Source organism: Tamlana crocina, from assembly GCF_012037625.1.
The window spans coordinates 1-14,275 of record NZ_JAAVJS010000005.1 but is presented as its reverse complement, the minus strand read 5'-3'; the positions used below and the strand labels follow the sequence as shown (position 1 = coordinate 14,275).

General features: G+C 40.9%; 12 protein-coding genes. 5 read left to right on the top strand and 7 right to left on the bottom strand.

Annotated elements, in window-relative coordinates:
• Positions 1–2: 2 nt before the first annotated feature.
• A complete protein-coding gene (locus tag HC176_RS04470) occupies positions 3–563 on the bottom strand; it encodes a hypothetical protein (protein ID WP_167916985.1) in 561 nt (186 codons plus the stop codon).
• A 40-nt stretch (positions 564–603) separates the two neighbouring features.
• Positions 604–2,142 (bottom strand): helicase HerA-like domain-containing protein, encoded by a 1,539-nt coding sequence (locus HC176_RS04465; protein ID WP_167917150.1) that lies wholly within the window; start codon positions 2,140–2,142, stop codon positions 604–606.
• Positions 2,143–2,267: 125 nt separating this feature from the next.
• Between HC176_RS04465 and HC176_RS04460 the strand changes: the two genes are divergently transcribed.
• Positions 2,268–2,897 carry a 7-carboxy-7-deazaguanine synthase QueE gene (locus HC176_RS04460; protein ID WP_209309658.1) on the top strand — a complete coding sequence of 210 codons (630 nt, stop codon included), beginning with the start codon at positions 2,268–2,270 and terminating at the stop codon, positions 2,895–2,897.
• Between the two features lie 44 nt (positions 2,898–2,941).
• A complete protein-coding gene (locus HC176_RS04455) occupies positions 2,942–3,289 on the top strand; it encodes a DUF202 domain-containing protein (RefSeq protein WP_342448664.1) in 348 nt (115 codons plus the stop codon).
• A 132-nt stretch (positions 3,290–3,421) separates the two neighbouring features.
• Here HC176_RS04455 and HC176_RS04450 read toward each other — a convergent pair whose 3' ends face one another.
• Positions 3,422–3,943, bottom strand: coding sequence for a DUF2911 domain-containing protein (locus HC176_RS04450; protein ID WP_167916984.1), 522 nt, complete (start codon positions 3,941–3,943; stop codon positions 3,422–3,424).
• A gap of 223 nt (positions 3,944–4,166) precedes the next feature.
• Here HC176_RS04450 and HC176_RS04445 point away from each other — a divergent pair, with 223 nt between their 5' ends.
• A complete protein-coding gene (locus tag HC176_RS04445; RefSeq protein WP_167916983.1) occupies positions 4,167–4,589 on the top strand; it encodes a BLUF domain-containing protein in 423 nt (140 codons plus the stop codon).
• Positions 4,590–4,661: 72 nt separating this feature from the next.
• On the opposite strand, the gene gatB/aspS is transcribed toward HC176_RS04445, so the two are convergent.
• The 4 genes from gatB/aspS to HC176_RS04425 form a co-directional block, all read right to left on the bottom strand.
• Positions 4,662–8,009: a bifunctional amidotransferase subunit GatB/aspartate--tRNA ligase AspS gene (gene gatB/aspS, locus HC176_RS04440; protein ID WP_167916982.1), complete on the bottom strand. Its 3,348-nt coding sequence runs from the start codon at positions 8,007–8,009 to the stop codon at positions 4,662–4,664.
• Positions 8,009–9,409, bottom strand: coding sequence for an amidase family protein (locus HC176_RS04435; RefSeq protein WP_167916981.1), 1,401 nt, complete (start codon positions 9,407–9,409; stop codon positions 8,009–8,011). Before HC176_RS04435 ends, gatB/aspS begins: the two co-directional genes overlap by 1 nt.
• 2 nt (positions 9,410–9,411) lie before the next feature.
• Positions 9,412–9,678, bottom strand: a complete 267-nt coding sequence (locus tag HC176_RS04430; protein WP_209309657.1) for an Asp-tRNA(Asn)/Glu-tRNA(Gln) amidotransferase subunit GatC — start codon at positions 9,676–9,678, stop codon at positions 9,412–9,414.
• 306 nt (positions 9,679–9,984) lie between these two features.
• Positions 9,985–11,250 carry a porin gene (locus tag HC176_RS04425; protein ID WP_167916980.1) on the bottom strand — a complete coding sequence of 422 codons (1,266 nt, stop codon included), beginning with the start codon at positions 11,248–11,250 and terminating at the stop codon, positions 9,985–9,987.
• Between the two features lie 428 nt (positions 11,251–11,678).
• On the opposite strand from HC176_RS04425, the gene gyrB reads away from it, so the two are divergent.
• Complete coding sequence (gene gyrB, locus HC176_RS04420; RefSeq protein ID WP_167916979.1) at positions 11,679–13,628, top strand: DNA topoisomerase (ATP-hydrolyzing) subunit B; 1,950 nt, start codon at positions 11,679–11,681, stop codon at positions 13,626–13,628.
• Between the two features lie 280 nt (positions 13,629–13,908).
• The coding region (locus HC176_RS04415; RefSeq protein WP_167916978.1) for a transposase at positions 13,909–14,275 on the top strand (367 nt) is incomplete at its 3' end.

Sequence of the window (14,275 nt, the reverse complement as noted above, 5' to 3'; positions counted from 1 at the left end):
TTTTAATACTTACTCCAATTTATGAAAAAGTATTTAATTTTGGCGTCGTCCGGTATGTGTGTTGCTTCGAATTTTAGGTTTCTATCGAACCTTAAGTTGGCAGGAAGTTCTTCTTTGTCGATGGTAAAGGCTGCATTTATTTCATCCACCCCAACTACAATCGAGTTGATTAAGTTGCTGATTCTCGATATTTTGTAATGGTCTTTGATGTCCTTAAAAGTACTGGCTGAAGTTATTCCTTTTTCAGTTTTAAAACGTTCGTCGTAAATACGAATACTGGAAATGGTTGAGGTAGAATCTAACGCTCGTTTTGCGGTGAGCGTGAGCAATTTTTTGCCGCCTTTTTCAAAAATTTCTATTTGGTTTGGGTTTCCTGAAAACTCCTCGCCGCTAACCGATCTAACGATGGAATCTTTAGCATAAATGGCTTCAAGGTCTTTTACTTGAGTGGAGTCGGTTAAGTGTCCAATATGCTGTTTTGAAATTTCGAAAGGACCAGGTTGGTTGCTGCAAGCAGCAGCAAAAAATATGGTGGCAATCAAGCCTAAATGAGATAAGCGCATTAAATAGTTCGGGTTTTAAATTAGTAAAAAGTTAATCAATTTATTTTTTCATCACTTTGGTTAAAATGCCAAAAACACTGCGGATGAAGGTCGCGCTGGTAAGCACTTTTACAATGGGGTTCATTCGGGTGCTGCGGCTTCGGGACGATGTACGTTTTTTAGATTCCGCTTTTTTAATGGCTTCACGTTCCTTTCTGGCTTTTTCCTTGGCCTCTTCGGCTTCAGCGCGTTCTATTTTATCGTTCAGCAATTCGTAGGCACTTTCGCGATCTACCGTTTCGTTGTATTTTTTAGCTAATTTAGATTGCGAAAGTAACTGAGTCAATTCAGTTTCAGAAAGTATGTCCATTCGGCTCATGGGTGCCCGCATCATAGTGGCAGCCAATGGTGTGGGGCGACCTTTTTCATCGAGGGCAGAAACCAAGGCCTCGCCAATACCCAAGGAGGTAAGCACTTCGGTAGTGTCGTAATAATCAGAATCGGGATAGTTTTGCGCGGTGAGCTTTATCGCTTTTCGGTCTTTAGCCGTGAACGCTCGCAGCGCATGCTGTACTTTTAAGCCTAATTGACCCAATATTTCCTCCGGAACATCGGTAGGGTTTTGGGTTACAAAATATAAACCGACACCTTTACTGCGAATTAATTTGACAATACTTTCAATTTGGTTTAAAAGCGCTTTCGAAGCTTGGTCGAAAATTAAATGGGCCTCGTCAATAAACATTACCAATTCTGGTCGGCCGCTATCGCCTTGCTCTGGAAATGTGGAATAAATTTCGGCCAACAAACTCAGCATAAAGGTTGAAAATAATTTGGGCCGATCTTGAATATCAGTAAGCCTTAAAATGTTGATGTAACCTCTTCCGTTCTCATCCACCCTCAGTAAATCTTGGGTGTCGAACGAGGTTTCCCCGAAAAACAAATCGGCGCCCTGTTGCTCCAATTCCACTATTTTTCTAAGAATGGCGCCCGTTGATGCCGTAGAAATACGTCCGTAGGCCTCATTGAATTCAGCTTTACCTTCATCTGTGGCGTACTGTAAAATCTTTTTAAAATCCTTTAAATCGAGAAGCGGTAATTTATTGTCGTCGCAATATTGAAAAATCACAGAAACAATACCGCTTTGCGTTTCCGTTAAATCTAAAATCCGGGATAATAAAACCGGGCCAAACTCGCTGATGGTGGCCCGCAGTCTAACACCGTCTTGTTCGGAAAGGGTTAAAATTTCCACTGGAAAGGCTTTGGCTTCAAAAGGCAGTCCTATTTTTTCGTGACGCTCGTCAATTTTAGGATGCCCTGGGCTGGGTTGCGCTAAACCACTAAGGTCGCCTTTAATGTCCATTAGCAACACCGGTACGCCTTTTTCACTTAAATTTTCGGCCAAAACTTGCAGCGATTTAGTTTTTCCGGTTCCGGTCGCCCCTGCGATTAACCCATGGCGGTTCATGGTTTTTAGTGGGATTTTTACATGCGCCCCAGTAATGGTTTCGCCATTTAACATCGCTGCGCCAACAGGGATGTGTTCGCCTTTAGTTTCGTAGCCTTTGGTAATGTATTCGTGAAAAGTCTGTTTTGTGCCCATGCCTAAATTTTGCATAAAAATACAGAAATTAAAAAATAAAAAAATAGGGTTTTGCGTATTAAGGTTGAATTGAAGTTTAAAATATTCCAAATCAGGATGGAATATGTATCTTTGCACACTTAATTATGGAGAAAGAGATACAATTATTGGTAAACAAAGGAGAGATGTTGCCGCTTATGGAAGAGTTTTACACCATACAAGGTGAAGGCTTCCACAAGGGCACAGCGGCATATTTTGTTAGGATTGGTGGCTGCGATGTGGGCTGCCATTGGTGTGATGTGAAAGAAAGTTGGAATGCTAAATTGCACCCACCTACATTAACGACCAAAATTGTTGAAAATGCCAAAAAGTACAGTGACACGATTGTGGTAACCGGAGGTGAACCCCTAACTTGGGATATGACTTTCCTCACTTCAAAATTGAAGGCTGAAGGACTTCAAGTTCATATTGAAACTTCTGGAGCTTATGAGTTGACAGGGCAATGGGATTGGATCTGCCTGTCGCCAAAAAAAATGAAGCTGCCAACCGATGAGGTTTATGTGAAAGCCCACGAGCTTAAAATGATTATTTACAACAAGGACGATTTTCGGTTTGCTGAAGAACAAGCTGCCAGGGTAAACGACAATTGTATTTTGTATTTGCAGCCCGAATGGAGCAAACGTGATAAAATGATTCCGCAAATTGTGGATTACGTGATGCAGAACCCCAAGTGGAAAGTGTCGCTACAAACCCACAAGTATTTGAATATTCCTTAAATTTTTGTTTATTTTTAGGTGTTCAACCAAAAGAGCGACCTTTTATGAAAGCACCAGTAAAGTTGAAAAAAATGAAACTTCTGCGTTTTGGGCGCGATTTTAAGCCCGACCAAGAAGTTATTCTACGAGATTATTTAGCCATTGAGCGCACCCGCTTGGCCAATGAACGTACTTTACTGTCTTACATTCGGTCGTCGTTGTATTTGCTGTTGGGCAGCATTGCGCTTTTTCAGATAAAAAAATATCCCAACTTTGAGTATTTGGCCTTGGCCTCGCTCTTTTTCAGTATTATATTTTTTGTGATTGGGGTGTACCGATTTACCCTGCTAAAAAAGAGTTTAAAGCGTTTGTATTACATGTCTGAATCGGTTAATAATGGAGACGACAAATAAAAACGGTTGTTTTAATTAGCATGTCATTCAGAGCGAGTCGAAGAATCTTATGAATAAAAAGTCAGATTCACAAAGTATTGAGATTTCTCGACTCCGCTCGAAATGACAATGTGCTTTATTATATAGACTGGATTAAATACTCACAGGAACAGCAACCCTAACCGTGCCCCAAGCCAAAAACATTTGGTTGTCATCAAAGGCTATTGAAAAGGCTTCGATAGGTTCGCCAATAGTTACAGGCGCTTGAACGCGCAAGGCATCGTTGCTTTCATTGTAGTTGTAGGCGCCCCAAACATCGGTGTCGTTGCTTAAAATAACGGTCCATTCTTTTTCTCCTGGAATGGTGTACAACGAATACGTGCCGGCTTTTACGCTTTTGCCACCAAATTGGGTGTCTTGGTAAAATTTAATTTCGGCAGCTTCGTTGGCACCGGTTCTCCAGACTTTACCGTTCGGGGCTAACTGACTTAAATCACGACCGTTTAATTGTGGACGACTGTAAATCACTTTCGCCATAGGTGTGGCATTGCGGCTGGTGCGGTAGTAGCTAATGTCTAGCGGACTTTTATCCAATTTTGCAAATTTCTGTGCCATAACATTGCCCGAAAGGAGCAAAGCAAAAACACAGATAATCATTGTGGTCACTTTTTTCATGCTTAAAATCTTAGTGGTTTTTAATGTTTTAAAGTTAAGCCGAAAAACCTTTAAAGTTTTTATAAAAGTGCGGAGTTTTTGTTAAAGTTTGGATGATTAGGTAAAGTTAAAGTTTTTGTTTTTATAATCTTTGTGACTAATTGTTTGTGAAAAAGAAATAAGCATAACTATATTACGTAAATTAGTATCGAAGTAATCTAATCCTTTAAAAAAAAACAACTACATGTATACTCTCACTTATGAGTCTAAAGCAATTGATGGCTTAAAGGAAACAGCGATAAATGATATTTTAGAGACAGCAAGATCATTTAATACATCTCATGGTATAACTGGTTGCCTCATTTTTTATGCCAATCAATTTATTCAAATACTTGAAGGGCCACGAGAAAAAGTAAAGGAATTGTTCGCTCAAATTGAAAACGACAAAAGACATACCGACGTTTCTCTTTTTTCAGAAGACAACATTTCGGAACGTAATTTTCCTGACTGGGGTATGGCATATTACACAGCTAATGACAACTCTACTCAATCGGAGTTGAATCAATTTAAAAGCAATTTAATCATGTTAGCAGATTTAAGTAAGCCTACAAGTGTTACTGCAATGTTGTTTTGGAAGAAAATGAAATTTTTAATTTCTGATGAATAAACCTATTTAATAAAACAAATCCCGACAAATTCATGTCGGGATTTTTTCATTTATAAGTTGTCTTTAAATTAACTACTTCTTCATCACTTTTACATTCATTTCCTCTACCTTTTTATCGGAAAGTAAGGATGGTGCTCCAAATAATAAATCATCACTAGTGCCGGTTTTAGGGAAGGCCATAACCTCTCGAATAGATGCTTTTTTCTCTAAAATCATCATCAATCGGTCTACGCCCCAAGCAATACCACCGTGTGGTGGTGCCCCGTAATGGAAGGCTTTGTACATGGTGCCCACGCTTTTCATCATTTCCTCTTTGTTGTAGCCCATATTTTTGTAGGTAGCTTCTAAAATTTCAGGCTTGTGCGCACGTACCGAGCCGCCGCCAATTTCGTAACCATTCAAAATAAGGTCGTATTGTTGGGCAATGATGCTTCCAATTTCTTCCTCTTTTCCGTTCATGTGCTTTTCAATATCGTAAACAGCTGGCATCGAGAACGGGTTATGGGTAAAGGTCCAGCGCCCTTCGTCGGTTTTTTCGAACATCGGGAAATCAATTACCCAAGCTGGGCGTAATTCCTTCGGATTAATGAGTCGCAACATACTGCCCAATTCCTGACGAACAGCATCGAGGGCCTTATTGGCCGTGGCGTAATCGGCAGCCGAAAAGAATACAATATCGCCCACCTGCGCGTTGGTGGCTTTTATGATTCCTGCAGCAATCTCTTCGCCCAAAAATTTAATGATGGGCGATTGCAAATCGTTTTCGTTTACAATAATATAGGCCAATCCGCCTAAACCATGTTGTTGGGCAATGCCCGTAAGTTTTTCAATTTGTCCTTTTGAAAGGCGCTTTTTGCCCTGCTCTTCGGCTGAAACCTTGATGCATTTTACAATACCGCCTTCTTCAATGGGTTTACTGAATACTTGGAACGTGGTGTCCTTTACAATTTCGGTAATGTCCTGTAGTTTTAAACCGAAGCGTAAATCGGGGCGGTCGCAACCATAATCGTCCATCGCTTGTTTATAAGTCAGCACTTCAAACGGACGTAAAATCCATTTTTTGCCGTAAATTTTTTCAACAATTTCGTTGAACATTTTAGTGTTCAAATCGATAATTTGTTGCATGCTGGCATAGGCCATTTCGATATCCAATTGGGTGAATTCCGGTTGGCGGTCGCCACGCGAATCTTCATCCCTAAAGCAGCGGGCCAACTGAAAATACTTTTCGTAACCGCTCACCATAAGCATTTGCTTAAACTGCTGCGGTGCTTGCGGAAGCGTATAAAATGCTCCGGCTTGCTTTCGAGATGGTACGATAAATTCTCGGGCACCTTCGTCGGTTCCGGCGCTTAAAATAGGCGTTTCTATTTCAAGGAAGTTTTCTTCGTCCAGAATGTCGCGCATCAACTTAATGACTTTGTGGCGGTTGACGATAACGCGGCGCACATCGTCGTTTCTGTGGTCTAAATATTTATACTGAAAACGGGTGTTTTCGTTGGTTTTTGTAGCACGTTTAATTTCAAACGGAAGCGTTTTGGATAGGTTTAAAATATCCAGTTCGGTGGCTTCCATTTCAATTTTTCCGGTGCGCAAACTCGGGTTGTAATCGTCTTCTTTTCGTTGAACGATTTTCCCGGACACCGAAATCACCGATTCGGGTTTCAATCGCACCAATTCATCCAAATTAGGGAACGATTCGCGGCTTAGTCGCACTTGGAATTTTTCGGTACTCGAATCGCGTAAATCAATAAACATGAGTTCGCCGTGGTCGCGGACACTGGCTACCCACCCCGAGAAAGTCACTGTTTCGTCAATGCTGTCATCAGTAATATCGGTGATGAGATGTGTGCGGTATTCATCTTTTACCACGATGGGTATTTGCGGCAATACTTCTTCTTGATGTTTGTTGCTTTTGCTAGCTTCGACTCCGCTCAGCTTGACATCATTGGTGCTGCTGATTTCGGCCTTTGAGCTTAGGTTAGCATCACCAGCCAATTGCTTCAAAATGCCTTCACGGATTACTTTTCCTGATGCGCCCTTACCAATTATTTTTATCACCTTTCCGACTAAAATACCGGCTTTGCCTTGGTTTCCAGCTTTAATGTCTTTGGCGATGGCTTCGTTTTCTGAAATCACTTGGGCAATGGCCGCTTCTATTTTTTCTTCAGAAATGGTGTTTTCCTCAAAATAAGATTTGTAGTCGAATTGCGCATCGGCCAACAACGATTTTATGGCGTGTTGGGCCAATACTGGCGTTACCTTTTCATCTTTAAACAAGCTGAAAATTTCAATGAAATCGGCAAGATTTTCAATTTTTGTGTAGTCTTCAGGCTTAATATTGTTGGTTAATGTTTTGGCAACAAACGATGGGTCGTGCAGTTGGTTGTTAATGGCAACAAAGGTTTCCGAACGCAACGCATCGGCCGTAAAAAACTTAGCGTCTTGTGGCAAAACGCCGCCTTTTATCAAAATACGCTCTACGGCAAAGGGCAGTGCGCTTATATCGACATCGATCGACTCGACGGCATTTTTTATGTTTACAAAAGGAAGGTCTGGCTCCGAAATAAAACGGTAATCGGCCTCAAACTCCTTTTTACGCATGGTTTTGGTCTGCTTTAAATCGGCATCAAAAAGCACGGTGGTTTGGTCTGGCCTAAACTCCTTGTGCTCCAAATAATAATTAAGCTGTTTTTCAACTTCCTCTTTTAAAGCCTCAACCATAAATTTGAACGAGTTGAGGTTTTTTATCTCGGTACGCGGATTTAAATTGTAAGTGTGTTTTTTTCTGAGTGAAACGGAAACATCCGATTTGAATTCCCCTTTTTCAAGGTTGGCTTCCGATATTTTTAGGTTTTGGACAATACGCTGAATGTACTGTGCATAGGTTGAAGCATCTTCGATATGGCGGATGCAAGGCTCGGTAACAATTTCAATCAACGGAACACCGGCTTTGTTAAAATCGACCAACGAAATTTTCTTTTCGTGCATCAATTTAGCGGCGTCTTCCTCGATGTGGACTTGGGTTAAGTTTACCGTGAATTGCGAACCGTCATTTCTGAAACACGACACTTGCCCATCGGGAATAATGGGGTTGTGGAATTGGGTAATCTGAATGTTTTTCGGGTTGTCGGGGTACTCGTAATGCTTACGATCCCACGAAATCACCTCATTTTCAAAAGTCGATTTTACGGCTTTTCCAAAGTAAATGGCCTTTTTTACCGCTTCTTTGTTCACCGCAGGAAGCACGCCCATTTGCCCGGTACATACCGAACAGATATTGGTGTTTGGGGTTTCAGTTTCCTGATTGGCGCAAGAACAGAACAGTTTGGTTTTGGTGTTTAACCGAACGTGGGTTTCCAACCCAATGACTAACTCCAGTTCGTGTTTTTTCAGTAAATCGTTTAATTGTTCCAGTTCCATTATATCGTGTCTTTTAAGAAGTTAGCAAACTTCAAAACAAGTTCGTCGTTATTTTTTGCAGCGGTAATTTGTAGCCCAGTTTCGGTGCCTTGCGGAATAGTTAGCGTAGGTAATTGCCCTAAGCTGAACCCAACGGTGTATGCATCGCTTAAATACATGGCCAGCGGGTCTTTTAAGCTGTCGCCAATTTTTGGCGGTGTGCTTGGGGTTACGGGTGAAATAATCACATCAACGGCTTTAAAATCTTCCTCGAAATTATTCGAAATGGCATCGCGAAGCGCCAAACCTTTTAAATAAATTTCATCTGAAAACCCTTGAGAAAGCACTTGGTTTCCACCAACGATTCTGCGTTTGGTTTCTTCCGAAAAGTTTTCCGAACGGGTAACGGCATAAGTTTCCTTTAAATTTTCGGCTTCAATGCGGTTGCCGTAATTGGTGCCGTCCAATCGCGAAAGGTTGGAAGCGGTTTCGGCCATGGCCAAAGTATAATAAGTGGATACCAAAGTATTCGACTCAAAGAAATCTAAGGCTTTTACCTCGATGCCTTTAGCTTTTATGTTTTCAATGGCTGATAAAAAATCGGTTTTTACCTTATCGTCGATGGCTTCACTTTCAATAAAGTTTTTAAAGTAGCCTACCGTTTTTATGTTTTCGGAAGTAGAAAGACTGTCTTCTGAAATGTGCTCGGAAGCGTAAGTGGTTTGGTCTTTGGTGTCTTTTCCGCTCATCGCGTTCAAAACAATGCGAATATCTTCCACCGATTTGGCAATTGGGCCAACACAGTCGGTCGACGAGGCATAAGCCATCAATCCGTAGCGCGAAATGCGTCCGTATGTGGGTTTTAAACCATACACGTGGTTGTAACCTGCTGGCTGGCGAATGGAGCCACCGGTGTCGCCACCAATGGAAAATACCGTGTAATCCAACGCCACGTTTACTGCCGATCCGCCACTAGAGCCACCACCGACCAAATCGGGGTTGTTGGCGTTTTTTACGGCACCAAATATGGTGTTTTCGCTCGATGAGCCGTGCCCAAAACTATCACAGTTTTCTTTTACCAATGGAATGGCGCCGGCATCCAACAGTTTTTGGATAGCCGTGGCCGTGTATGCCGATTTATAATCTTTAAGCAGTTTAGAACTGGCCGTGGTTACCGTGCCTTGAACCATGTAAACGTCTTTAATGCCAAAGGGAATACCTTCTAATAGGCCAATCTTTTCGTCCTTGGCAATTTTATCGTCCACTTTTTTAGCCAATTTTAATGCGGTATCGATTAATAGGCTGTTTACGGTGTTATGGCTGTTCTTGGCCAGTAAATCCAATTTTTCCTGAACCAAGCTGGTGCAAGTAATTTCTTTGTTCACCAATTGTTGGTGTATGCTGCGTATTTGCGAGTCCATAATTATTCTTCTATAACTTTAGAGACTACTAAATAGCCGTTTTTTTCTTTTGGGAAGTTTTCGATGATGATTTGTTTTTCCGTTTCGGGGCTGTCTATCACCACATCGTCGCGCAAATCATCTAAAGACACACTGCTGGTATTATGGTTAATAGCATTGTTGTTTGATGCGTTGGCGTTTTTAATCACCTCAAATAATTGGTTTACGGCCTCGCTGGGCTGTGCTCCCTTAATGCTCGACAATACATCGACTGTCATAATTTTGCTCATGTCTTAACTATTTAGATTAAAAAAAAGCCTTCCGAACTCGGAAGGCTTTACATATTTTTAAACAACAACCTTCCAGTCCTAAATGTTAGGATTATTGAAATTATTATTGTTGTTATTAGTGTTCATCATTTTTTTGCGCCTCAAATATATGTAGAAATAATGTACTGCGCACCATGTTTTACAGATAACCTATATGCTATTGTCAAATTGTTAAAAATTTACAATTATAATTGCAGGTTTTTTAAGTAAATACAAAAGTTGGTGGTTTTTACTTCTGAAAATGGATAAGCTGAAGAGCTGGTTTTATTATTTAAACGAAATTTGATACTGCAAAACGGCCATACCTTTATAGTTTTTTTGTTGCAGTGTTGTGGCATCAAAAATAGGGCGGTGTTGGTAGCCCAAGCTAATTTTATCTTTGTGTGAGCCGTTCACAAAAAAGTTAACGGTAAAGTCGAAAACGGTCAAGTTGTCGTTCAGGAGGTCCCAATCGGAATGCTGTACGGCAATATTCGGCTGGATAACGGCCATGTGGTTAAAAATGTTTGTATGCTTAAAGGCATAACCAAACTGTACGTACCACGAGGTGCCCGTTCCAATCATTGGGAAGGCCACGCCCGAACCATTAAAGTCACTATCGCCCCCCGTAGTGGGATTGTTGGCTCCAACGTTCCTTATGTAATCTTTTCCAAAATTGTAGTCGTAATAGCCTAAATAAGCCGTAATGGCATGGCCATTTTTTAGAGGAAGATTTATGAAGGAGTCGGCAGCAAAATGTGAGATATCATAAATATTGGTTTCTGGAAGATTGGTATCGCCATCACTCATGGCTTCTGGTTGGTATTGAAACCCAGCTCCAATATTGAATACTTTTTTGTTTTGCATATAGGTGCCAATTTGGTAGGCCGATTTGTTCGATTCGTGTTCAAAAAATTGATATTTCACATAGGCTGAAGTTTTTACACGTGGTTTGTTATTGGCAAAGTTTACGGCGCCGCTGGGAATAGTTTTTACGTAAAAGGGGCGGTTAAACGCCATTCTGTAATCGAACTGCCCGGTCTGGCCTTTAAGCCAAAAACCGAACAAACGCCCCACGTCGTCATTAATTTGAACGGAGTTAAGCGTGAATAAAGGAGAATCTAGCCCCATGAGCGTGCTGCTGGAGCGGATGTTCCAACGGTTCAAGCCTTGCCACCCGGATTTTCCAATGCCTATTTCTAAAAATTTGGCAAAGGAATATTCGGCGTAAAGATCTAAAATCTCAATAGGGAAATCGTCTCCTTTAAAATTATAATTGTTGCCGCCAAAAATCGCATAGACGAAAACCTTAGGAGAGATTTGCGAAGAAACCGGAATGCGCAATCGGCGAATGGAAATATCGAAAAACTGAGAGGTAGGCTCGCCGTGAATAATCGAACCGTTATTTAAATCGGAATACCTCATCCAAAACTGAGAGGTGATATTCCATTTTAGAGTGGGCTTAAATGGTTCTGTCTGGCCGCTGGCGAGAGTAGTAATAATCAACGCAAAAATAGAAATATACAGGCTTAAAACGTCTCTTTTAGGTGTCATGTATGAGTGTTTCTAAAGATTCAATGCAAAATTAGTATGAACTTTGCTGCTGAATTCTGATATAAATCAGGTTTAGGGATTTTACGTGCGATTGTTTCGCTTAATTTCGAGCGGTAATTGGCCATAATTCGTCTGTTTCTTTTGATATGATATGTGTGTAGCAAAGTGAAATAAGCGTCGGAGAGCAATTTTGTAAAATTTGAGTTTTAGGGAGCGGGGTGAAGGTGGTTGAAATCCATTTTAAGGTGCTTTTTAGACGATTTAAGGCGTTTTTGAGTAATCAACAAATGTTGATAATTTTATGTTTGGGTCGATAAAAAGCTTCCTTTGTAGCTGAAAATTTCGTATATTTGTTTGTGTTCAAAAGGATGCTCAAAAGGCATCTTTTTTTGTGAACAACACCTAACAAAATTTAGATTAAAGAAGATATGAGCGAAGCAAACGAAGATTTAAACAAGCAGGGCTATTCGGCAGATAGTATCCAGGCCCTCGAAGGGATGGAGCACGTACGTATGCGTCCGTCTATGTACATTGGAGATGTTGGGGTGCGCGGATTGCACCATTTGGTTTACGAGGTGGTTGATAACTCCATTGATGAGGCGCTAGCCGGACACTGTAATAATATAACCGTTACCATTAACGAAGACAATTCCATCACTACTGAAGATGATGGACGTGGTATCCCGGTAGATTTACATAAAAAAGAAGGCGTTTCGGCACTTGAGGTAGTAATGACCAAAATTGGTGCTGGGGGTAAATTCGATAAAGATTCTTATAAAGTATCTGGTGGTCTGCACGGTGTTGGTGTAAGTTGCGTTAACGCGTTGTCAGAGCACCTAAAAGCAACTGTTTATCGTAACGGACAAATCTGGGAGCAGGAATACGAGCGCGGAAAGCCACTGTATCCAGTAAAATCTATAGGCGAAACCGATAAGCGTGGTACTATTGTAACCTTTAAGCCGGATCCTACTATTTTTCAGCAAACCCTAGAATATAGTTACGATACTTTAGCAAACCGTATGCGCGAGTTGGCCTTTTTGAATAAAGGTATTACAGTGCACTTGGTTGATAGAAGAAGCAAAAAGGAAGATGGTTCTTTTGAAGGGGAAACATTCCATTCTGAAGCTGGGTTGACCGAGTTTGTAAAATATCTGGATGCGACACGCGAACCTTTAATGCAGGATGTTATTGCTTTTGAGGGAGAGAAAAATGGTATTCCAGTTGAGGTAGCTATGGTTTACAACACGTCGTATGCAGAAAACTTACACTCTTACGTAAACAATATCAATACCCACGAAGGAGGCACCCATTTATCGGGCTTCCGCCGTGGTTTAACGCATACGCTTAAAAAATATGCCGATGAATCGGGTATGTTGGATAAGCTGAAATTTGATATTGCCGGTGATGATTTCCGTGAAGGTTTAACGGCTATCGTTTCTGTAAAAGTAGCCGAGCCACAATTTGAGGGGCAAACCAAAACCAAATTGGGTAACAGAGAAGTGTCGGCCTCGGTAAGTCAAGCGGTATCAGAAATGCTATCTGATTATTTGGAAGAGCACCCAGACGATGCCAAAACCATTGTGCAAAAAGTAATTTTGGCAGCGCAAGCTCGTCATGCAGCACAAAAGGCCCGTGAAATGGTACAGCGTAAAACGGCCATGAGTATTGGTGGTTTACCTGGGAAATTATCCGATTGCTCAGAACAAGACCCAACAAAATGTGAAGTGTTCTTGGTAGAGGGAGATTCGGCAGGTGGAACGGCGAAACAAGGTCGTGACAGAAACTTTCAGGCTATTCTTCCGTTAAGAGGTAAAATCCTAAACGTTGAAAAAGCCATGCAGCACAAGGTTTTTGAAAATGAAGAGATTAAAAATATTTTTACCGCACTTGGGGTAACCATAGGTACGGAAGAAGACAGCAAAGCTTTGAATCTTTCAAAACTACGTTACCACAAAATCGTGATTATGTGTGATGCCGATATTGACGGTAGCCACATTGCAACATTGATTTTAACGTTCTTCTTCAGATATATGAAGGAACTGATTGAAAACGGACACGTTTATATTGCTACGCCGCCACTTTATTTAATTAAAAAAGGAGCGAAGAAGCGATATGCTTGGAATGATAAGGAACGCGATGCGCTGGTTGAAGAGTACGGAGGAACGGCCAACATCCAACGATACAAAGGTTTGGGTGAGATGAACGCCGAGCAGCTTTGGGATACTACTATGAATCCAGAGTTTAGAACCCTACGTTTGGTACAAATTGATAACGGTACTGAAGCCGATAGAATTTTCTCTATGTTAATGGGTGATGAAGTGCCACCACGTAGAGATTTTATTGAGAAAAATGCCGTTTACGCTAATATCGACGCATAACTTTTATTAAAAATAAAATGCATAAAAAAGAGGCTGTCTGAAAAGGCAGTCTCTTTTTTATACTCTAATTTCTAGTAAATTCTTAAATTTAAGAATGAGCAGAAAAGTAGTTTTTAAGACTTACAATCAAGACCAGCTAAGTCTTTTACCTCCCAGTTATGATGATCTAGTTCCCGTCAATCATCCCGTTCGTACTGTAAATACAATTATTGACCATGTCGATATAAGTGCTTAGGAAAAAAGCTATAAAGGTGGCGGAACCTCAAGCTATCATCCGCGCATGTTGCCCAAGGTTATTGTCTATGCTTACTTGCGTAATTTGTATTCTTCACGTAAAACAGAACAAGCTCTAAATGAGAACATCCATTTTATGTGGCCCAGCGGGCAGAACAAACCGGACCACAACACGGTCAATAACTTTAGGGGAAAGCGTTTACAAGGCCATTTAAAGAAATTTTTTCATCAAGTCGTTCTGCTTTTAGTTGAACAAGGTGTTATTAGTTTAAAGGATATTTATGTCGATGGCACTAAGATCGAAGCCAACGCCAATCGTTATACCTTTGTATGGGGCAAGTCCATAAAAACAAGTAAAGAGCGCATTAAAAAAACAGCTGAAAGAACTTTGGTCTTATGTAGAAAAAGTCTAT